This window comes from Vibrio sp. AH4, from assembly GCF_030710545.1.
In the GTDB taxonomy this organism is placed as follows: domain Bacteria; phylum Pseudomonadota; class Gammaproteobacteria; order Enterobacterales; family Vibrionaceae; genus Vibrio; species Vibrio metoecus.
In genome coordinates this window covers 635066-655663 of record NZ_JALAIV010000003.1, presented here as the reverse complement: position 1 = coordinate 655663, position 20598 = coordinate 635066, and the positions used below count along the sequence as shown (strand labels likewise).

The 20598-nt window shown below is 47.6% G+C and carries 19 protein-coding genes; 6 read left to right on the top strand and 13 right to left on the bottom strand.

Features of this window, described 5'->3' with window-relative positions:
- Positions 1-47: 47 nt before the first annotated feature.
- Together MKA69_RS15990 and MKA69_RS15985 are read right to left on the bottom strand one after the other, a co-directional pair.
- Positions 48-569 carry an NUDIX hydrolase gene (locus MKA69_RS15990; protein ID WP_305848475.1) on the bottom strand — a complete coding sequence of 174 codons (522 nt, stop codon included), beginning with the start codon at positions 567-569 and terminating at the stop codon, positions 48-50.
- Between the two features lie 99 nt (positions 570-668).
- The gene (locus MKA69_RS15985) at positions 669-1601 is read right to left on the bottom strand and encodes an exopolyphosphatase (RefSeq protein WP_055029562.1); all 933 of its coding nucleotides are present in this window, start codon (positions 1599-1601) and stop codon (positions 669-671) included.
- A 169-nt stretch (positions 1602-1770) separates the two neighbouring features.
- Here MKA69_RS15985 and MKA69_RS15980 point away from each other — a divergent pair, with 169 nt between their 5' ends.
- A complete protein-coding gene (locus MKA69_RS15980) occupies positions 1771-2025 on the top strand; it encodes a DUF333 domain-containing protein (RefSeq protein WP_055027770.1) in 255 nt (84 codons plus the stop codon).
- Positions 2026-2067: 42 nt separating this feature from the next.
- Here the strand turns inward: MKA69_RS15980 and MKA69_RS15975 are convergent, their stop codons facing one another.
- On the bottom strand, positions 2068-2931 hold the full coding sequence (locus MKA69_RS15975) for a YdcF family protein (RefSeq protein ID WP_305848474.1): 864 nt from the start codon (positions 2929-2931) through the stop codon (positions 2068-2070).
- Positions 2932-3144: 213 nt separating this feature from the next.
- Between MKA69_RS15975 and MKA69_RS15970 the strand changes: the two genes are divergently transcribed.
- Positions 3145-4602: a peptide MFS transporter gene (locus MKA69_RS15970; protein WP_305848473.1), complete on the top strand. Its 1458-nt coding sequence runs from the start codon at positions 3145-3147 to the stop codon at positions 4600-4602.
- Between the two features lie 60 nt (positions 4603-4662).
- Here the strand turns inward: MKA69_RS15970 and MKA69_RS15965 are convergent, their stop codons facing one another.
- From MKA69_RS15965 to MKA69_RS15945, 5 genes are all read right to left on the bottom strand, one after another.
- Positions 4663-5565 (bottom strand): DMT family transporter, encoded by a 903-nt coding sequence (locus MKA69_RS15965; RefSeq protein WP_055032852.1) that lies wholly within the window; start codon positions 5563-5565, stop codon positions 4663-4665.
- 57 nt (positions 5566-5622) lie between these two features.
- The gene (gene phnR, locus MKA69_RS15960) at positions 5623-6327 is read right to left on the bottom strand and encodes a phosphonate utilization transcriptional regulator PhnR (protein WP_305848472.1); all 705 of its coding nucleotides are present in this window, start codon (positions 6325-6327) and stop codon (positions 5623-5625) included.
- Between the two features lie 24 nt (positions 6328-6351).
- Entirely contained in the window at positions 6352-8052 is a 1701-nt protein-coding gene (locus tag MKA69_RS15955; protein ID WP_176470694.1) for a putative 2-aminoethylphosphonate ABC transporter permease subunit, read from the bottom strand.
- A 10-nt stretch (positions 8053-8062) separates the two neighbouring features.
- Complete coding sequence (locus MKA69_RS15950) at positions 8063-9265, bottom strand: putative 2-aminoethylphosphonate ABC transporter ATP-binding protein (protein WP_305848471.1); 1203 nt, start codon at positions 9263-9265, stop codon at positions 8063-8065.
- Between the two features lie 136 nt (positions 9266-9401).
- Positions 9402-10412, bottom strand: a complete 1011-nt coding sequence (locus tag MKA69_RS15945; RefSeq protein WP_305848470.1) for a putative 2-aminoethylphosphonate ABC transporter substrate-binding protein — start codon at positions 10410-10412, stop codon at positions 9402-9404.
- A 240-nt stretch (positions 10413-10652) separates the two neighbouring features.
- On the opposite strand from MKA69_RS15945, the gene phnW reads away from it, so the two are divergent.
- The 4 genes from phnW to rnk all read left to right on the top strand — a co-directional run bounded on the left by phnW (position 10653) and on the right by rnk (position 14565).
- Positions 10653-11756, top strand: a complete 1104-nt coding sequence (gene phnW / locus MKA69_RS15940) for a 2-aminoethylphosphonate--pyruvate transaminase (RefSeq protein ID WP_305848469.1) — start codon at positions 10653-10655, stop codon at positions 11754-11756.
- Positions 11757-11773: 17 nt separating this feature from the next.
- Positions 11774-13171, top strand: coding sequence for an aspartate aminotransferase family protein (locus MKA69_RS15935; protein WP_305848468.1), 1398 nt, complete (start codon positions 11774-11776; stop codon positions 13169-13171).
- 6 nt (positions 13172-13177) lie between these two features.
- Positions 13178-13993, top strand: a complete 816-nt coding sequence (gene phnX, locus MKA69_RS15930) for a phosphonoacetaldehyde hydrolase (RefSeq protein ID WP_305848641.1) — start codon at positions 13178-13180, stop codon at positions 13991-13993.
- A 164-nt stretch (positions 13994-14157) separates the two neighbouring features.
- Positions 14158-14565, top strand: a complete 408-nt coding sequence (gene rnk / locus MKA69_RS15925; protein WP_000080750.1) for a nucleoside diphosphate kinase regulator — start codon at positions 14158-14160, stop codon at positions 14563-14565.
- A 125-nt stretch (positions 14566-14690) separates the two neighbouring features.
- On the opposite strand, the gene MKA69_RS15920 is transcribed toward rnk, so the two are convergent.
- From MKA69_RS15920 to MKA69_RS15900, 5 genes are all read right to left on the bottom strand, one after another.
- Positions 14691-16661 (bottom strand): alpha-amylase family glycosyl hydrolase, encoded by a 1971-nt coding sequence (locus tag MKA69_RS15920; RefSeq protein WP_305848467.1) that lies wholly within the window; start codon positions 16659-16661, stop codon positions 14691-14693.
- A 37-nt stretch (positions 16662-16698) separates the two neighbouring features.
- Positions 16699-17829: an ABC transporter ATP-binding protein gene (locus MKA69_RS15915; RefSeq protein WP_305848466.1), complete on the bottom strand. Its 1131-nt coding sequence runs from the start codon at positions 17827-17829 to the stop codon at positions 16699-16701.
- 128 nt (positions 17830-17957) lie between these two features.
- Positions 17958-18443, bottom strand: coding sequence for a glycosidase (locus MKA69_RS15910; protein ID WP_095464945.1), 486 nt, complete (start codon positions 18441-18443; stop codon positions 17958-17960).
- 83 nt (positions 18444-18526) lie between these two features.
- Positions 18527-19537, bottom strand: coding sequence for a UDP-3-O-(3-hydroxymyristoyl)glucosamine N-acyltransferase (locus tag MKA69_RS15905; RefSeq protein WP_305848465.1), 1011 nt, complete (start codon positions 19535-19537; stop codon positions 18527-18529).
- A gap of 19 nt (positions 19538-19556) precedes the next feature.
- The gene (locus MKA69_RS15900; protein ID WP_001904779.1) at positions 19557-20591 is read right to left on the bottom strand and encodes a hypothetical protein; all 1035 of its coding nucleotides are present in this window, start codon (positions 20589-20591) and stop codon (positions 19557-19559) included.
- Positions 20592-20598 lie beyond the last annotated feature (7 nt).

Genomic DNA, 20598 nt, shown 5'->3' with positions numbered 1-20598 from the left:
GCTGAGCAGCAAGAGGGGTCAGGGGAAATTCTTCCCCTGAAACGTGATCAATGAAGTGTTTTAGCAATCAAACGTAGAAGATAGGTTTCACGCTCAATGCTCATGCCTTTGCGAGGATCTTTAAGCAGTGTCTGTTCATTGTGAGCAATCGCCTCATGAATGTTCACCCAGACCGGTTTCATTCCATTGCGTTGTTCATAACTTTCCAATTGGGGTGAACCTAATTGGGCATCCACTTCACAGCGATAACAGTAAGACACCATATGAATTACATCGACATCTTGTTGCTTGTTCCATGGACGAAACTCTTGATATAAACCAAACGGTTCAATATTACGGATATTTTGTGCACCCGTTTCTTCTTGCAGTTCACGAATCATGCCCATAAGCACATCTTCGTCAGTCTCCAAACCGCCACCCGGTAATGAATAGTCATGGTAGCGTTCGGTATACAGCAGCAAAATTTGCTCACCTTGCATTGCAATCGCTCGTGCAGCTTTACGTTGCACGATACGTTGCTCATTCAAAGGTTTAATCTCTGGATGTACGGCGACATATAACGGTTTCATCGGCTCTCCTTTTCCAACTTCCAACGGTTTTGAGCGATGCTAACACATCAAAAAGTTGAAGACCCTGATAAATCAGGGTCTATTTGCGCTGAATCAAATTTAACCGTCAGCATTGATTTTGGTGATCAACTCTTTTTCGACACGATCCGCATCTTCCACCGCAATCTGGCAGGTTCCCGCCGCAGCATGCCCCCCCCCACCATATTTAAGCATCAACTCACCAATATTGGTTTTTGAACTGCGATCGAAAATGGACTTCCCAGTAGCAAAAACGATGTTTTGCTTTTGAAAGCCCCACATCTTATGAATGGAAATATTACACTGCGGAAACAGTGCATAGATGATGAAACGGTTACCCGCGTAAATCGTTTCCTCCTCCATCAAATCAAGGAGAATCAAATTCTTATAGACTTTACTACAACGTTGGATTTGCTCTTTAAATCGAATTTCATGCTCACGGTATAAATCCACGCGCTCTTTAATATCGGGAAGTTCGAGAATGTCTTCAATGCTGGCATGGGTACAGTGATCGATCAGAGCCATCATCAAGTTGTAGTTAGAGATCCGAAAATTATGGAAACGCCCCAAACCAGTTCGCGCGTCCATCAGAAAATTCAGTAAATTCCAACCGGTAGAATCCAAAACTTCATCACGAGTAAATTGGGCGGAATCGCCTTTATCAACGGCAGACATCATTTCAAGCCATTCGAATGGAAAGGTTTTTTGGCCACCGTAATAATCCCATACCACGCGAGCAGCCGACGGAGCATTAGGATTAATGATGTGGTTAGAACGTTCACCTTTATTGCGTAACGTTTCAGATAAGTGATGGTCAAAAACTAAGTGAGCGTTGGCAACGTAAGGCAAGTTAGTGATGATATCTCGTTCCGTAATAGGAACTTTGCCATCTTGCATGTCTTTAGGATGGACAAACTGAATATCATCAATCAGTTCGATACTTTTGAGCAAAACTGCACACACCAAACCATCAAAATCACTGCGTGTCACTAATCGATACTTAAGCGATGACATGCTATCCCCCTTAACAGGTTAGACATCAAGAAAAATCAGACTAAAAATGCTGTTTAATTAAGCTTTTCTTAATTGTAGACAGCATCGATCTTTTGACAAACCTGACATATGGCAAAACCTATTTTTTGTAGAATACTGATATGCAACCCGTAACCAAAATGGAGACAGTATGAACAAGGTAGCCTTATTACTCGCCAGTATTGTTGGAGTAACCCTACTGACTGGCTGTGCACGCCAAGAAAACGAGTATACCGTGAAGGAATACACATCTATGGCCAATCCAGCCTCAGTGTACTGTGTTGAACAAGGTGGTAAGTTGGAGATGGTGACAGAAGATGGACAACGTGTAACCTATTGCGTAACCCCAGCAGGTGAACGCATGGAACAGTGGGAATATTTCAGGAAAAACCACGCTAGCCAATAACATTCGATAAGGCAGCGTTGCTGCCTTTTTCCATCTGGTTGTTTAGCGCTTCCACCAACGACCAGTTCGGTCAAGCTCGGGATCACAAAGTCGGTTGAGTAGCGTTAGCTCCGTATCGAGAACGGCTAACAGATCACCGACACTCGCTGCTGTGGTTAAGTCTGCCTCAGATTCGACAACTGTCGCGATAAGAGCAAGTTGCGCCAACATGATGGGTTCATTCTCACAATGTCGCCGCAACTGAGCGAGCGCGGTTTGAGCGATTTGGTATGGTGCTTGGCGAACTTCCTCAAGGGGTCTTTGGAAAGCATTTACTGTTACACCCTCAAGGAAAACACGATAAGTCGTCAGTTCATCAACCCACAAAAATCGGACACCTTGTTGGCTTCGATGCGGGTATGGCACGTTAATATGTGCATTAAGATCACGAGAAATGTTCAGCCGAACCCCGGCCTGTTGGCAACGTTCATCCAACGTGCGCAGTAACCCTTGTTCATCCATCAGTTGCTGAATCTCAAAAATTCGTTTGAGATGGTAGTCATTTGAAACCAAGGTCAATGTCAGCGTATCACCAACTCGAAGATGGCCACTGGTGAGCAATACTTGTGCGACATGCTCGATATTTTCTACTGTGCTGGTGGATTGTTGCTCCAGCAATACTTGAACGTGTGGCAGCGAAAGTGCCAACTGCTGGCATCGCGTTTGGAAATATTCATACATTCGCTGTGCTTCTGATGCGGATTGCCGTTGAGTGACACCGCCGCAAAACACCACTAAAGCCGTTTGATTTTCATGACACTGTAACGCAGAAATTAATCCCTCTACCCGACTTTTTCCCTCTAACGTCAATTGATCCGAATTTAAGCGTTTACCCAGTACGATAAAAATGGGGCGAGTGGTGGGCATGACGATCTTCCTTGTTTGATTTTTCTGATAAACAGAATTTCATATTTTTTAACAGGATGTAAAGCTCTACACCATCAAGGGATTCTCTGATTTCAGAAAATGAGTACATCACGGATTTTTTCTGCCATAATCGCGCCCTTAATTTTATTAGATGCTGGCGTATTAAAGGTATTTGGTTTTATACACTAGCAGGCAATGTCGAAATAGACCGATATGTGGAATAAACTCAATAAATCAATGATGTTCTGCCAAATGATGTTTGGCCTCTCGTTTTACGGTGTGATGGTGATCCTGACCCGTTTCTTCTTGGAAGATCTTAACTACAGTGAAGCCGATACCATGATGGTGGTTGGAGCATTCTCCTCGATTGGCCCCTTGTTTGCCATCGCTGGAGGCTTTATTGCCGATAAATTTCTTGGCGCCTATCGATCACTGGCCATTTCTTATTTAACTTTTGCGGTTGGCTACGGCTTGTTGGTTCTCGGTGCCTCTTCCACCAACGTACCGCTGAGCTTGGTGGGTATTGCACTTGCCAGCTATGCTCGTGGCTTGATGTCCCCTTCCTACCCCAGTTTGTACAAGCGAACTTTCGCCAGTGAAGAGGATTTCAACAATGGTTATCCCGTTAACTATTCCGTGAACAATGTCGGGGCATTATTGGGGCAGTATTTATTCCCGATGTTGGTACTGCTGCTTGGTTTTCATGGCAGCTTTGCGTTATCAGCCCTGATGGCGACACTCGCTACTTTGACGATTGTGACCATGCGCCGCCCGCTGATTCATGTTGCCAGTGACAAGGATCAACAGCCTGTCAGCTTGAGCAACTGGATAGCATTTGGTGTGCTTTCACTCGCGATGGTTGGGTTGGTATTTTTCATGTTCTCAAACATGGCAATTGGCCAAAACATCGTGTACGCCATTGGCCTTGCGGCAATTATGTATTTCATCAGCTTGATGTTTAAAGTAAGCCATGCTGAAGCGCTGAAAATGGGCACCATCTTGATTGTGACGGTGCTGACCACCTGCTTCTTTGTGTATTACGGGCAAATGATGACCTCGATGACCATGGTCACGATTAATACCATGCGCGGCGACCTGTTTGGCATCATCCCGATTGCCCCAGAAGCCTCGATGGCCATGAACCCACTTTGGTGTATTGTGGCAGGCCCCGCCATCTCCTATCTGTTTTCTACACTAGAAAAGCGTGGCATTACCTTCTCAACCGCAACCAAAATCGCGTTTGCCTTTGTGCTAACCGCTATTTCATTTGGCATTTTGACGTTTGCCGTTTCCACCGTTGGTGAAGAGGCAATTATCCGCCCAGAAGTGTTCTTGGTGATCCATTTCTTCCAAGCGTTTGCCGAAGTCGTGGTAGGAAGCTTAGTGGTGGCATTTATTCTGTCGGTTGCCCCAAAACAGATTGAGAACTTCTCAGTGAGCTTGTTTTATATCGCGATGGCGCTCAGTGGCATTATTGGCGCCGTGTTCTCCACCTCCATCGCATTGGAAAAAGGCCAAGTTGTGACTCAACAGATCGTACAGATCATTTACGGTGATTACTTCAAACTGCTGACTATGCTAGCGGTGGTGATGGTTGGCGTTGCTTTACTGGCTTCAGTCCTTGTCCGTAAGATGCTTGCTGCTGCCAATCAAAACTCTCCGAGTGCTTAATCCATCCTCTGGATAGCGCGATTTTTATCAAATGGCCTACGGGCCATTTTTTATTGTCTGTTATACCAATGCCACCACAAGCCCTGCCACAATCGCCCCGATCCCCAAGATTCGAGTCATATACCAGCGTTCTCCTAGAAAACCGATGCCCATCAGTAAACCAAATACAATGCTGGTTTGGCGTAGCGCGACAATAAAACTGACGTTCTCGGTTAACGTCATGGCATAGAGCACTAGGCTATAAGTCCCCCCCATCATGAGTCCCGCGATAGTCGCGGTATAACGAATGCGCCATGCTTCAACAAATGGGGCGCGTTGGCCAGTGAGTAAATACCAGATCGTCAGTGGCAAACACATCGCCCAAAATTGAATCCCCAAATAAAGTACGGCAGAGTAACTGGCAGGCATCTGTATACCTACGTTTTGTTCTATGATCGCCAACGCTTCTTTATCGATAATCGAATACCCTGCCGTGCCTAGCGCTGCGACTAGAGCCCACACAATGCCGAGGTTGGCATAATCGGCGAAACGAAACTGACGGAATTTTTGTAGCGGGATCATCAAACAGCCGAGCGTGATCAACGCAAATCCTAGCCACTGATTAAGCTGTAAGTCATAGCCCAGCATCACAGTGCCCGCTCCAACCAACAACACGGGCAATCCACGCGCTAAAGGATAAGCAATGCCGATATCCACTTTGCTGTAAGCAAAAGCCAGCCCTAGCATGTACACCATTTGGCTCAGCCCACTCACAATCAGGAGTAACCAAAATTGAGTCGGCAGCGTTGACCAACCAATTTCACTGAAATACCACAAAATATAAGGAGTGAGGAGTAGTGACGTCGCTGACGTGGCGCCAAGAAAGAACGAAGGACCCGAACTTTGGTAGCGTTTGCCGATGATGTTCCAGCCCGCATGCAACAGCGCAGAAAACAGCACAATTATGATAGGCACAATAGACATACGACAACCTTGTCATAGCCCTGTCGAAGACAGGGCAGAAATGCATGAGTGATAGAGTTAGCGCTTCAATTCAGCCATCGACTCAATGAGAATGGCATCGTGACGCCAATACTCAATATCACAATCGATCAACTCGCCTTTCTGGTTATAGTTGACCCGCTCCACCACCATTGCTGGTGTACCCGATGTTGCGCGCAGAGCTTGAGCCATTTCGCCCAGTAACGAGCTGGTGGATATACGGTAGTGAATCGTCTGGTATTGTGTCGCATAGTGTTCACGATACAGATCGGTGAGTGACTGTGACAGATCAAAATCGAGCAGGTTTGGAAACAGCTCAGGGCGAATGTAGTTGGTGACATACACCACAGGTCGGTTATCCAAATAACGCACACGGTCTACGCGATACACATCCGAAAACGGTTTGAGTTTTAAAAGACGAGTCGCCTGCTTGTTGGCGATCAACGCTTTGGCAGACACCAACTCCGTTTTCGGCTGGCGATTTTGCGCCAACGCCATATTGGTAAAGTTGAGCGTTTGAGTGGGGTCATAGCGTAAAGGCGCGGGCGAAATAAACCAACCACGGCGATCTTCACGGTAAATCTTCCCTTCAGCTTCGAGCAGGGAAAGCGCCTCACGCAAGGTAACTCGCGTGGTATCAAATGATTCGGCTAACTTGCGCTCAGCGGGGAGCTTTTGGCGCGGCATCAGCATGCCGGCATCAATCTGCTCTACGATGGCATCTTTAATTTTTACGTATTGCACTTGCGATCCTATTGCCTCTTTCCACTAACGCTTGCGCCAAGCTTGCAGGCGGCCAAACAATCCAAACTCTAATCCCACATGCAGCAATTTGGCTAATGCGGCCGAGAGCATAATCATCACCGCCATGGCGGCGGCAGCGCCCGTTTGTCCTGCATCATCCATATTCAGTACCGCAACCGATGCGGGTACGGTGTCGGTTGAGTAGAGGAATACTACCGCAGAAGTGGTGGTTAATGCATTAATAAACAAATAGCTAGCGATGTCCAATACCGCAGGTAAGGACACGGGTAACGTCACTTTCCACAGTAAGCGGTATTGCGGCAGCTTGATGGAGGCGGCCGTTGCCTCCAATTCAGGTGGCAACTGTTTAAGCGCGGTAACCGCCGTCATATGCCCCACCGTGTAGTAATGCACCACGGTATTGATCACCAAAAGCAGCATGCCGCCGTACAAGCCATTGAGCGGATTAGACGCGTGATTGAAAAAGAAGATGTAACCCAAACCCAGCACTAAGCCGGGAACCGCCATCGGTACCATACTCAGCATCTGCATCGTCTGACGCAGCGGCGCGAACACTCGCCCTTTTTCAATGCTGTAAGCGCCGAGAAAAATGATCACCGTTCCACACAACGCGGTGAAGCTGGCTAAGGTGAGTGAGTTAAAATACGGGCTCCAACCATAGGCACTGGTTTCGGCAAATTGGTAATGCTTGAGTGTCAGCGCCGTATTCCATGGCCAAAACGTCACCAGCGAGCCGTATACCGCAGTGGCTAATACGGCCACAATCGCCACGCAAATCAGTACACAATAGAGTAGGCATAAACCATCACGCAGCCGATGTGGTGCAGGTTGGTAAGCCACAGAACGGGTATCAAACAGGCTTTGTTGTTTTTTCTGCACCCAGCGATCGGCAATAAACGCAAACACGGCGGGTAGCAACAGCACAATACTGGTCACCGCGCCCATCGCGAAATTCTGTTGCCCCACTACTTGCTTGAAAATGTCCGTTGCAAGCACGTTATAGCTGCCACCAATCACTTTCGGTACGCCGAAATCACACACCACTAAGGTAAAGACAACGATCAAGGCGCTGATCAACCCATACTTGGCCGCCGGTAGCGTGACAATAAAAAACGTTTTGATGGGAGATGTTTTCAGTGCCCTCGCCGCTTCATACAGACGAGCATCCGATGTGCTGAGCGAGGTGGTCAGAATCATCAAAGCATGCGGAAATGTCCAGAAAATCAACCCGAGCGTAATACCTAAGCCACCATAAATGGATTCACCGCCGAGCCAACTCTTGAGCATGCCTTGATTACCAAATAAGAAAATCAGACTGATCGCGGGCAGTAATGAAGGCGCGAGAATCGGCGCACTGCCTAATACTCGAAACAGATGTTTTCCAGGCATACAAGAGCGGGTCAATGCGTAGGCGTAACCAAACGCGAGGATACCAACAATCGCCGTCACACTCATGCCAAGCACTAAGGTGTTGCGCAAGGATTGCCAGAGTGCGGCCGAGGAAAAATACTGGACGAAGTAAGCGAGTCCGACAAATTCACCCTGCCCATTTTGCACGCTTTTCACCAACATAGCGGCCAGCGGCGCAACAATAAACAACAGCATCAGTGATAGCAGGATCAATAAGGTGATCGATAAAATCAGGCTATCGCGGCTCCAATGCGGCAATATCCGCACTGAAAAAGTACGAGCAACATTCAACATACTCTTCTCCTTAAGCCGCATAAGCACAGCTGGCTGTAGCTGCTGGCGTTGTCGACATGACCTTACGACGGTACGCACGCAACTGCCCTGCTCTCAATGCCAAATATCGAACATCTCCCGCTTTTAAATTCAGGGTTTGTACCTGCGAGATCGGTAAATCGACATACACGGGCGGAGCCAAACGCTCACCTTGAAACACACATTCGACCCGATAAAACGCGCCAAGAAACTCCAAATGGCGAATGACGACTGGAATGGCCTCGTTGTAGCGCGTAACCAGCTCTAGATTTTCAGGGCGCACAGCCAAATCAAATTGTTCACCTTGGCAAGGCGTATAATTTTCGATTTTGGGCAAGGCAATAAGGGATTCAGCAATACGCAGTTGCTGGGAACTCGCCATGGAGGCGGGAATAAAATTCATCGTGCCAACAAACTCAGCCACAAAACGGCTGGCAGGCTTTTGGTAGATCTCTTGTGGCGTACCAACTTGCTCAATCACCCCGTGGTTCATTACCACAATGCGATCCGCCATGGTTAACGCTTCTTCTTGATCATGCGTGACCATGATGGTGGTAATGCCCAATTTACGTTGCAGTTGGCAGATTTCTTCGCGCAAATGCGTTCTTACCTTGGCATCGAGAGCGGAAAGCGGTTCATCAAGCAGTAATAAGCCCGGCGATAATGCTAAAGCTCGCGCTAACGCCACCCGCTGCTGCTGACCGCCAGAGAGTTGACTTGGGTATTTTTGTGCCGATGTGACGAGCCCGATCATCTCCAACCACTGCTCCACTTTCTCTAACGCATCACGGACTGACATGCCTTGATTACGCAAACCGATGGCGATGTTTTCTTCCACCGTTAAATTGGGAAATAGAGCATAAGATTGGAACACGATGCCGAAATCACGCTGCTCGGGTGGTAAAAAAGTAATCGCTTGCTGGTTTTGGTGAATGCTGCCTGAAGTAGGGAGATCTAATCCAGCGATGGCGCGCAACAAGGTGGTTTTGCCACAGCCAGAAGGGCCAAGAAAGCAGACAAACTCGCCTTTTTCAATCGATAAACTGATCTCTTTCAACGCGGTAAATGAGCCAAACTGTTTTACCACATGACGAATATCGAGGTAGCTTCTGCTGATCGCTTGAGGTCGATTATCTTGTGGTCGCTCGCCTTGTGGTCGATCGTGCTGCTGTAAATTAGTATGATGCATGGTCATAAAAGTCACCTTTAATTTGGTATAGTCCAAAATTAACAAGGCTTTATTGCAATGCGGTGACAGTTTTATCGCTGATACGTGACCATCTGATGACAGTTAGGTAAAAAGGAGGCTTTCGCCTCCTTTGATGAACAAGTTAAGATTTGGGTTCCGATTTAGCATCAAACTTTTCAGACCAGGTTTGCAGCACGCGGGCACGATCACTTCCCATTTGCGTGAAGTCCATCTTCGCCATCACTTTTTCAACATTCGGATAATTCGGCACTTGCTTGCTGACGTCTTGATGGCCAACGATAGGATAGCTCTCAATATACAGCTCATTTGCCGCTTTCGAGACAGACCAATCGACCACACGCTTTGCCGCATCGCTTTCTTTGACTAGCCCTACCGCTTCGGATTCCCAGCCAATACCGCTTGGTACAATCACATCCAACGGTGCGCCTTGGGTTTTGAGTTTTGCGCCACGCGTTGCCATTGATATGCCGATCGCAACCTCTCCCATCCCCGCTTGAACGCAGGGTTTTGAGCCAGAATGCGTGTAATGAGCAATATTTTGATCAAGGCGTTGCATGTAATCCCACGCTTTATCTTCGCCCATGTTTTGCAGCCATGCGGAAACTTGCATGTACCCCGTGCCGGAAGATGCAGGGTTAGGCATCGCAATGTGGCCTTTGTAGACAGGGTTGGTCAAATCTTCCCAACTCTGTGGCTTAGGTAAATTCAGCTGTTTTGCCACCGCTTCGTTAAAGCATACCGCGTTAAAAAAAGCATCGTTGCCATACCAAGCTTGCTGAGCCTTCGGATCGTTCAAATTAGCTCGTAACTCGTTCGCTCCTTTGGGAGTATAAGGTTTTAGCACTCCTTGATCTTTGAGGAGAGCCATTGACGATCCAGCCAATCCCCACACGACTTCGGCACGTGGGTTGTCTTTTTCAGCCAGCAGTTTGGCCGTCATGATCCCAGTCGAATCGCGCACCCACTTAATCTCAATATCTGGGTTCTCTTTTTCAAAAGCGCTTTTGTATTTCGCCAGCAGATCGGTTTCAAATGCGGTATAAACCGTGACTTCTTGTCCCGCAAACGCGTGAGCAGACATAAGTGCTGCGATCGCTGTTAAGGTTCCTTTCAATATACGTGGATTCATCATTCTCTCCGATTGATTAAGTTTGGTATGTACCAGAATTGATATTTACCCTACCCAGTCTGTGTGACGATTCGATGAAGAAAAATTGGCAGTTTCACGACGATTTTGGGTTCTTTTCATGCCACTTTTCCTGCATCCGCGGTTATGAAACTTTTATGAAATTCGCATTCAGAGGGTTTACCGCGTGCATTTCTCGTTGTTAGATAGCGTTAAATTTATTGGTATAGTCCAAAAGGAATAAACATGAAGAATGCTTATCTACTGCTGACACCGGGACCGCTTTCCACCTCAGAATCCGTGCGTGAAGCCATGCTTAAAGACTGGTGTACTTGGGATGATGATTACAACTTAGAGATTGTTGAAGTGATCCGCCGCAAACTCGTCACACTGGCCACCACACAATCCGGTTACACCTCCGTGTTGATGCAAGGCAGTGGCACCGCTTCTGTCGAAGCCACCATTGGAAGCGTGATGTTACCCACTGATAAGCTGCTCGTGATTGACAACGGTGCTTATGGGGCACGCATCGCGCAAATCGCTCAGTACCTGAATATCGCATGTCGTGTTATTGCTCCCGGAGAAACGGCGCAGCCTAATCTTGATGAGATTGCCGATGTGCTGACCCATGATCCGGCAATTACGCATGTGGCGATTGTGCACTGCGAAACCACCACCGGCATGCTGAACCCAATTGCTGAGGTGGCGAAGATCGCTAAACAGCATGGCAAGCGTGTGATTCTCGATGCGATGTCGAGCTTTGGCGGTATTCCGATGGATACCGGTGCTCTAGGTATCGATTTTATGATTAGCTCGGCTAACAAATGCATTCAAGGTGTGCCGGGCTTTGGTTTTGTGATTGCCAAACGCAGTGAGCTTGAACAGTGCCAAGGCCGTGCACGCTCACTCACTTTAGATCTGTTCGACCAATGGCAATGTATGGAGAAAAATCACGGCAAGTGGCGTTTTACCTCTCCCACTCATACGGTTCGTGCGTTCTATCAAGCGTTACTTGAGTTGGAAAATGAAGGCGGCATTGCTGCCCGCTATCAGCGTTATCAGACCAATCAGACCCAATTGGTGAAAGGCATGCGTGCACTGGGTTTTGCCCCGTTACTCCCAGAAAAGCTGCATTCCCCCATCATCACCTCTTTCTATTCACCTGAGCATTCGGATTACCAGTTTGCCGAGTTTTATCAGCGCTTAAAACAGCAAGGCTTTGTGATTTATCCCGGCAAAGTGAGTCACGCCGACTGCTTCCGTATTGGCAATATTGGTGAAGTGTATCCGCAAGATATTGAGCGCCTACTGAGTGCCATGCGGCACGCTATGTATTGGCAACAAGCGTAAACGGTTAGGAAAATCCGATGAAAGCATTCGATCCTCTCTCGCCGCATAGCCAAACTCACTGGCGCAGCGAAGGTGATATCAATACCACCGCCGCACGTCGTGATTGGTTAACGCATGTGAATGATGAAACCACTCAGAATTTGTTACAACGTGACGCGAATGTATTTCTGCATCAAGCCATGTCCACACCTTGTCTCGATGTATTGGCCAGTGCAGCGGGCTGCTATTTGTATGATGTATCAGGGAAAAGTTATCTCGATTTTCATGGCAATAATGTGCATCAACTCGGTCATGGGCATCCGCAGGTGATCGAAAAAATCACCGAACAGATGCAAACCTTGCCTTTCGCCCCGCGCCGTTTTACCCATGACACCGCCATTCGCTGCGCAGAAAAGCTCACGGAGATTGCCGGCGGTGAGCTAAACCGAGTGCTGTTCGCTCCCGGCGGTACTTCGGTGATTGGTATGGCGCTCAAATTAGCCCGTCATGTCACGCAGAATTTTAAAGTGGTCAGTTTGTGGGATGCTTTTCATGGCGCGTCGCTGGATGCGATCTCCATTGGCGGCGAAGCTTGCTTCCGCCAAGGCATGGGGCCACTGATGGCAGGCGTGGAGCGTATTCCTCCGGCTATCACCTATCGCGGTGCATTTCCCCGAGAAGACGGCAGCGATGTGCACTACGCGGATTACTTGGAATACGTGATTGAAAAAGAAGGCGGCATTGGCGCATTCATCGCCGAAGCGGTACGCAATACCGATGTACAAGTACCAAGCCGCGCCTATTGGCAACGCGTAAGGGAAATCTGCGATAAACACAATGTATTGCTGATCATTGATGACATTCCCAACGGCATGGGGCGCAGCGGTGAGTGGTTTACTCACCAAGCGTTCGGCATCGAGCCTGATATTTTGTGTATCGGCAAAGGTTTGGGGGCTGGGCTTATCCCCATCGCCGCTCTACTTACCAAGGATAAATACAACACCGCCGCGCAGGTTTCTTTGGGGCATTACACCCATGAAAAAAGCCCGCTGGGCTGCGCTGCAGCATTAGCCACAATTGAAGTGATTGAGCAGCAAAACTTACTCGCTAAAGTTCAAGCGGATAGCGTTTATATGCGCCAACGTCTTAGTCAAATGCAGCAGCAATTTTCACTGATTGGGGATGTGCGCGGTATCGGATTGCTTTGGGGCATTGAACTGGTGACTGATCGCGAGACCAAACAGCGTGCTCACGATGAAGCCGAAGCCGTACTTTATCACTGCTTACGTCATGGACTGAGCTTTAAAGTCTCACAAGGCAATGTGCTGCAGCTTAGCCCGCCATTGATCATTTCACGTCAAGAGCTAGATCAAGCTCTCAACATTCTCTATTCCGCTTTGCTCGCTGTTAGCCAGCAGATGAATTACTCATATTAAGGAAAAATTATGAACTCTCCGATTCAAGCCGTTATTTTCGATTGGGCTGGCACTATTGTGGATTTTGGATCCTTTGCGCCGACCTCTATTTTTGTTGAAGCTTTCAAGCAAGGTTTTGATTTTGAGATTAGCCTTGCCGAAGCTCGCGAGCCAATGGGACTGGGCAAATGGCAACACATTCAAGCAGTCGGCAAACTCCCAACCGTTGCGCAGCGCTGGCAAAACCAATTTGGACGCCCGATGCAAGCCAGCGATATTGATGCGATTTACGCGGCCTTTATGCCATTGCAAATCGCCAAAGTGGCTGATCATGCAGCCCCCATTCCCCATGCGCTTGAAGTAGTTGAACAGATTCGATCGCGCGGGATCAAAATCGGATCTTGCTCTGGTTATCCACGCCAAGTGATGGATGTGTTGATCGCTGCGGCAGCCGATTACGGTTATCATCCCGATTATGTAGTTGCCACCGATGATTTACCACAAGGTGGCCGCCCCGCCCCTTTTATGGCACTCAAAAATGTCATTGAGCTTGGCGTGACCGATGTACGCGCTTGTGTGAAAGTCGATGATGCGCTGCCCGGCATCGAGGAAGGCCATAATGCGGGTATGTGGACCGTCGGTTTACTGCTGTCCGGCAACGAAGCCGGGTTAACCCTTGAAGAGTATCAACATGCTGATGCCCAAACGCTGCAAGTGGCGCGCGAACGTGCACAAGCCAAACTGCAACAGGCAAAACCGCATTATTTGATCGATACGGTTGCAGACTTGCCTGCCGTGCTCGCACAAATTGAGCAAAGATTATTAGCTGGTGAACGCCCTTAAGCGGTCAGTTCGTTTACTCCATTTCTCGCTCCCCTTCTAAAAAACTGGTTACCTATTGGGGGCTTGAAATCTTCTGCTATGCGAGCTATGGTTAGTCCGACAACTTAACAAAACTGATTGATACCGCCCTGTTTTCAGGGCGGTATTTATTTGGGAGGAATAAAATGTCTCAACTTAATACTATCGTGGTGTCCACTCGCGATATGGACAGAATCAGCCAGTTGATGGATAACCTAGCCACTTTGTCGCCAGAGCTAGAGAGACTGGAAGAAGAATTGGATCGCGCCACCGTGCTCGAACCTGCAGAGATGCCAGACAATGTCGTCACTATGAATTCTACAGTGCGCTTTAAGTTTTTGGGCAGCGATGAAGTGATGGAAAAAACCTTGGTGTATCCAAACGATGTGAAAAGCAGCGCGGATGTTTCGATTTTCGCCCCAGTGGGAAGTGCATTGCTTGGTTTGGCAGTCGGTCAACAACTGGCTTGGCCAATGCCGGGCGGCACACTCAAAACCCTCGAAATCATCGATATCGTCTATCAACCTGAACGCGCTGGCGAATTCCACCGTTAATCAGGTATCCGGTGCAAAGTGGTTCACTTTGCACCAGGAGCGCCTCGCTTATGGATAAATAGAAAAATCCGATCATCATTAATGACCGGACTTATATTCTCAGCGTCATTCAACCCTGTTTTCGGTTAGAAAGAACCTTGGCTGGCACTGCTACTGCTATGGAGTTGGTTATTTGCGCCTGATTGCCAAACCACATTCAACGCTGGATTGGTCTCATTGCGTTTTAAACACTTCCACTCAATGCTTTGTGTGGCCGGCACGCGAATAGTCGCACTCCACGTCGGATACTGTGTCGGAGCAAGCTTCACCGCATCTGCCGGCATCCAATTGCCGAGTTGAGCGACACTGCCCACTGCATAAACACTTTGACCAAGATTGGTGTAACCGTTGTAACAAGTGAACGTTACGCTTTTCAACGTTGGATCAACGCTACCACTATCTACGGCATGCAATACCACCGCTTGGTTTTGTGCCAAATGGAACGTCGCCTGCCCGCCAGTCACGCTCACACTATCGTCACCAATCAAGTTAATGTGGTTACCGTCCTGTAGTGCTAAGTTACTTACCGTGACCGACGTTGCAGGACCACGGTTGAGCGCCACGGTCACCACATCGTCGCCCTCTTTACGCTCATACACCAAAATATCGTCATTCACCCAGCGCTGCGTATAGCTGCCGCGTTGAATCGCTAAGCTGTTTTGGCGGAGTTCAGTCAGCACTTGGATGATCTTAAACGCTTGCGTATCTTGGCTAAAGCTTGGCATTTTTTCACGGTTGTACGGGTCACTCCCCACTTGACCAAAGGCATTTTGAGTAAAGTTTGCCGAGTAGTGCTCCGTACCGTAGTAAATCGCGGGAATACCGCGCACCGTCATGGTCGCGACCAAACCTAAATTAACGCGCTTCTGGGCAAATGCTTCACTCTGATTGCCGCCTGCTTCATTATTGCCTGGGCCAAACGTCGAGGCACTAGAGCGCAATGCAGTCGAGATACGTGCCATATCATGGTTATCCATAAACACCACTTGCCAATCATCGCTGCTGAAAACAGATTTACGTGTTTCCAAATAGTTGTTCAGCGTTTTCATGCTGTTGCCTGAGCGATTGGCTAACACACGTTCTAACGTATCGCGAAAACCGAAATCAAGTAACGCTGAGCCAGAGGTGTTAGCGTAGTCAATCGCGTAGCCATCAATGCCTGTGGTGGTATTGGCACTGGCACCGAACCATTCGCCAAAGAAGTAGAAGCCTTCGCGCCCCAGCGTTTTGCTGTAGTTATGGATGTCCGTCGTCCACTGTTGGATAAAGGATTTATCCATGTGTTTGATGGCATCAATACGAATCGCATCCACTCCTGCATCTATCCAGAATTTTGCGCCATCTAACAAATACTGATAAACATTGGCATCGGATTGATTGAAGTCAGAAAGGTTAAATAAGTTGAAGTTACGGACTTGATACCAATCGTTCCAGTTGGTCACACCGCCGTTGTGGTGATACCAATTGGTGCCTGCTGCAACATCGCTGTTGTAATCGGTAATGAACTGCCCATCACGATACAGCGCGCCATATTCATTTTCATCGTTGCCATTCGAATGGTTCGGCGCATAGTCAAGAACCAACTTCATGTTGTATTCGGGGCTGTGCATCAGGGCGGTCAGCTCTTTGAAATCATCCAACGTACCGAAATGCTCATCGACGCGAAAGAAATCTCGTCCCCAGTAACCGTGATAGCCCGCGCCACCATTAGCATCGAGGTTATCGGCGTTGTCCACTGGTGGCGTGATCCAAATCGCCGTTACACCCAGAGATTTTAAGTACGGCAGTTTGTTAATTAAGCCACGAAGATCTCCACCGACATACTTTTTCAAGTTGTTCGGATCGTAAGTCGCTGGATTATGGCCAGTGTTGTTACTCACATCGCCATCGCTGAAACGATCAAGAAAAACGAAGTAGATCGTTTCTTTGCGAAAATCGAGAAAAGTGCCACTTTCCGCCTGCGAACTGGTCGCAGCGTAAAGTGTTGGGCTAAACATCAGTCCATTTGCAGCAATAGCCGCCAGCAGCGCACTGCAAAGCAAAGTGCGTTTTTTCATTGGAGATCCCCCGTGGTTTGTGAAAATGAACCGGGAACTATTCCCGGTTGTTGGTTAAATTCTTTTCACTGTAGAAATCGAAGATATGACAGAAGGCAGTATTGAGGTTAAAGCGAATCGGCTTACCAATATTGGCTGTAGTGATCGTTTGATCGTTCACACGGGCAATAAGCTCTTTTCCTCCGACTTTGAAATAGAGGTACTTTTCATTCCCCATGTTTTCAACCACCGTCAAAATGCCTTCGAAAGCGTTAATCGTGTCACTCGGTTCGGCAACACGAATGTGTTCAGGACGAATACCAAAACAGACGGGTTTGTTGATGTATTCACGCAACACCTTCTGTTTTTCTACTGGAATGAACATACGAATGCCGTTACTGATTTCGATATAGAGTTGTCCGTTGTCCTCACGGATCACGGTGTCAATCAAGTTCATCGCGGGTGATCCAATGAAACTCGCTACAAATTTGTTAGCGGGATAGTTGTATAAATTCGCTGGGGTATCGACTTGCATAATCTTGCCAAGATTGAGCACACAAATACGATCACCTAAGGTCAATGCTTCGGTTTGATCATGAGTTACATAGATCATGGTTGCCGGATTACCTTCTTCTTTCAGCGATTGATGTAACTGAGCAATTTTGACTCGCATCGAAACACGCAGTTTTGCGTCAAGGTTGGATAAAGGTTCATCAAATAAGAAGACATCTGGCTTACGCACAATCGCACGTCCAACGGCAACACGCTGACGCTGACCACCAGACATCTCTTTCGGTTTACGATACAAAAGGTCAGTGATTTCCAGCTTTTCAGCCGCCCCTTCCACGCGACGCTTAATCTCCTCTTTAGGCCGCTTTTGCATTTTCAAACCAAAGGCCATGTTATCGAACACTGTTTTGTGCGGGTAAAGCGCATAGTTTTGAAATACCATTGCGATGCCACGATCTTTCGGCGGTAAGTCGTTCACGACTTTATTACCAATGCGGATCTCACCGCCGGAGATGCTTTCCAAACCTGCAATCATGCGTAGGGTGGTCGATTTTGCGCAGCCTGATGGCCCCACAAACACCATAAATTCGCCTTCGCGAATATCCAGATCTATGCCATGGACAGCTTTAAAACCGTTCTCATATTTTTTTTCTACTTTACGTAAGCTAACCGTTGCCATGAATCTCTCCACTTACCAAAAGGGTATAAAATTGGTTTTCAACTTACCGAGACAGACTGGCTCACAATCTGCCTCGGTAAGTGAGGTAACTGAACCGAAATTCAGTTACCAACCCTGCATTATCAATATCACTGACACTCAGAAATCATCGCTAGCAATGGGGTTTTGTCCGCAGCAATTTGAATGCTCCAAACGTACTTGCCATCTTTGGGTATATTCACCACTGTATTTTTTGCAAAGCCGCCACGTTTGAGTTCTTTAAGTTGGCCGACCGTCATTTCCATGCCGGAAGCCGTAAACTGCGGCGTCCAACTCATAGTGGCAAATTGCAAACTCACGTTACCCGCTTTCTCATCTACGACCACTTGATAGAGACCATCACCTTTGTAACCCATTTTGTGATTATCCATGTGAATCCACTGCCCTTCAGGAAAGGTACCAACGACAAATAATGACGGGCGAATTGGCCCACGGTCATCGGCTAGCGTTGGTAAAGTACAATCTGTAAAACGCGCATCAATATTGGTTGCTGCAGGAGCAGTTTGTTCAGTCGTGCTGGCACAACCGGCCAGTAACGCGGTGGCGGTCGCTGCAATAAGAAGTGTATGTTTCATAACAAATCCTTGATTATTTCGTTCTCGTTTCTATCCAGCGGAGTCCGAACTGCCTGCTCCGCGTTGTCGATTGTGTTCGCTTGTTAGGCCGATTTCTTGTCAAACAGGCGGGCAAACCAGTGCTTTTGCTCAGGTGGCGATTTTTTTAACTGCTCATAGTGCTGAGTCAGTTTGTTCAAAACCGCAAGATTACGGTAATAGGCTTTGGATTCTTTAGCTGGGTAACCAAACAAATCACTACCGGGTGGACAAGAATGACTCACCCCCGATTTGGCTTTGATCACCGAATGGCTGCCAATATGAATGTGTCCAGCGGTACCCACTTGACCATGGACGACAACATGATCACCCAATACGGTATGCCCGGCGAAGCCACACTGAGAGATGATCAAACAGTGTTTACCAATGCGGCAGTCATGGCCAATTTGCACTTGATTGTCGATTTTGCTGCCTTTGCCAATCACAGTGTCGCCTAATGTGCCGCGATCTATGGTGTTATTACAGCCGATTTCCACATCGTCCTCGATAATGACGCGTCCAACACTTTCCACGCGCTGATAGCAACCATCTTTGCCAGACATGTATTCAAAGCTGTAGTTACCAATCGAATTATTGGAATCGATGGTGACGTTGTTGCCGATCACCGTCCCCTCTTTGATCACCGTATTCGCGTGAATCGCCACGTTGTTACCGATGGTCACGCCATTCATAATGCGGACGCCGGGCATAAAATGGCATCCTTCCCCTATTTGGCAATGTTTGCCGATATATACCCCATCAATGGTCGATGTGTTGCCTTGATCAAACAGTTGATACTTATGGACTTTGTAATAACGCAGTAATTGATTAATTTTCTCAACATCCAAATGTTCAATCACAATGTGCGCTTTAACTGGGCTTTGTAAAATTGCCGCGGGGCCAATCAGTACATCAGCTGAGGTTCCAGAAAACTGTTTAAGATCCGAGCGAGCAAAGACAATCGCAAGGCCACCGTGGATATCACTGACCACTGGACGTATTGTCTCCACTATCAACGAGGCATCTCCCTCGACTCGCCCTGATAAACTTTGCGCAATTTCTGAAACACTCAGCATGTTGACCTCTTAACTCAAGTTAGAAACGATATAAAGCTTGGAAATAAACGGTGTGCTGTTTCAGCTCGCTTTCATTCTTAGCTTCCCATCCAGCCAGTTTACTTTTTTCTTCTACTTCATTGGCATACTCATACTCGCCTTTTAGTAACCAGCTATCGCCTACGGCTTGTTCGTAACCTAGGGTCGCTTTGCGAATGTCTTTGAAGTAATCGACGTTAGCATTGCCTCCACCGCTATTGGCGGCATTATTGGTTTCGTTTTTACCGACGCGAACACGAGCGTACAATACGCCAGCATCGTCAAAGCTATATTGCACAATAGGTTCAATATACTTTTCGTTGAAGTCACTGATTTCATTAATACCACCATTGGCTTGGCGATCTTCATTGTCTTTAATTTGGTAATACAGCTCGACACCCAATTCCCAATTACCAAAGCGCTTATAAGGTTTAAACAGTAAGCTATATCCATCTTCAATACGCTCACCCCAGTCACTCTTATCTTCCTTGCTGTAGAGATATTCCAGATTCGAGTAAAAACCCCAGTTATGTTCATTGTTAAAATAGGTGAGATAAGGGCGGAAGCTGTGCTCAGCGAGCTCTTTGCGTAAACCACTCACATAAGGGGAAAACACTTTACTGTTGGTGTATTCGAGTTCATAGATAGCGCCCGTTGCCCAGCCATTACCTAAATCAAAGCCTTTGTTGAGTGAAAAAAGATGTTTAATTCCGTCTTCGTTTTCGTAGTAGCTTGGCTCTCTTTGTTCACGATTTTCCAATTTCAAGCCATACAGCGCACTGAAATTCCAACGAGCATTGTTGTAGTAAACACCAAACACTTCGTGCGTGGTCGTTCTCTCTTTTTTCTTGTTGCCATTGAAACCATCCGTCACTTTGTCCTCATATTCGAGTGACGTGCCGACATGCCCACCAAATTGCATCGCTTGGTCAAGAAAACCTGCGTCTGCATCCATGCCATGCTCACTGGCTGCAAAGGTAGGAAATGAGAGAGCAAGCGCTGCCGCTACGGAGACGGAAATTAACGTTCTTTTCACGATAGGT

Excerpts from the sequence above, each read along its gene's own strand:
- MKA69_RS15990 (WP_305848475.1), bottom strand. The coding sequence starts at position 569 with ATGAAACCGTTATATGTCGCCGTACATCCAGAGATTAAACCTTTGAAT.
- MKA69_RS15985 (WP_055029562.1), bottom strand. The coding sequence starts at position 1,601 with ATGTCATCGCTTAAGTATCGATTAGTGACACGCAGTGATTTTGATGGT.
- MKA69_RS15980 (WP_055027770.1), top strand. The coding sequence starts at position 1,771 with ATGAACAAGGTAGCCTTATTACTCGCCAGTATTGTTGGAGTAACCCTA.
- MKA69_RS15975 (WP_305848474.1), bottom strand. The coding sequence starts at position 2,931 with ATGCCCACCACTCGCCCCATTTTTATCGTACTGGGTAAACGCTTAAAT.
- MKA69_RS15970 (WP_305848473.1), top strand. The coding sequence starts at position 3,145 with ATGTGGAATAAACTCAATAAATCAATGATGTTCTGCCAAATGATGTTT.
- MKA69_RS15965 (WP_055032852.1), bottom strand. The coding sequence starts at position 5,565 with ATGTCTATTGTGCCTATCATAATTGTGCTGTTTTCTGCGCTGTTGCAT.
- MKA69_RS15955 (WP_176470694.1), bottom strand. The coding sequence starts at position 8,052 with ATGTTGAATGTTGCTCGTACTTTTTCAGTGCGGATATTGCCGCATTGG.
- MKA69_RS15950 (WP_305848471.1), bottom strand. The coding sequence starts at position 9,265 with ATGACCATGCATCATACTAATTTACAGCAGCACGATCGACCACAAGGC.
- MKA69_RS15945 (WP_305848470.1), bottom strand. The coding sequence starts at position 10,412 with ATGATGAATCCACGTATATTGAAAGGAACCTTAACAGCGATCGCAGCA.
- phnW (WP_305848469.1), top strand. The coding sequence starts at position 10,653 with ATGAAGAATGCTTATCTACTGCTGACACCGGGACCGCTTTCCACCTCA.
- MKA69_RS15935 (WP_305848468.1), top strand. The coding sequence starts at position 11,774 with ATGAAAGCATTCGATCCTCTCTCGCCGCATAGCCAAACTCACTGGCGC.
- rnk (WP_000080750.1), top strand. The coding sequence starts at position 14,158 with ATGTCTCAACTTAATACTATCGTGGTGTCCACTCGCGATATGGACAGA.
- MKA69_RS15920 (WP_305848467.1), bottom strand. The coding sequence starts at position 16,661 with ATGAAAAAACGCACTTTGCTTTGCAGTGCGCTGCTGGCGGCTATTGCT.
- MKA69_RS15915 (WP_305848466.1), bottom strand. The coding sequence starts at position 17,829 with ATGGCAACGGTTAGCTTACGTAAAGTAGAAAAAAAATATGAGAACGGT.
- MKA69_RS15910 (WP_095464945.1), bottom strand. The coding sequence starts at position 18,443 with ATGAAACATACACTTCTTATTGCAGCGACCGCCACCGCGTTACTGGCC.
- MKA69_RS15905 (WP_305848465.1), bottom strand. The coding sequence starts at position 19,537 with ATGCTGAGTGTTTCAGAAATTGCGCAAAGTTTATCAGGGCGAGTCGAG.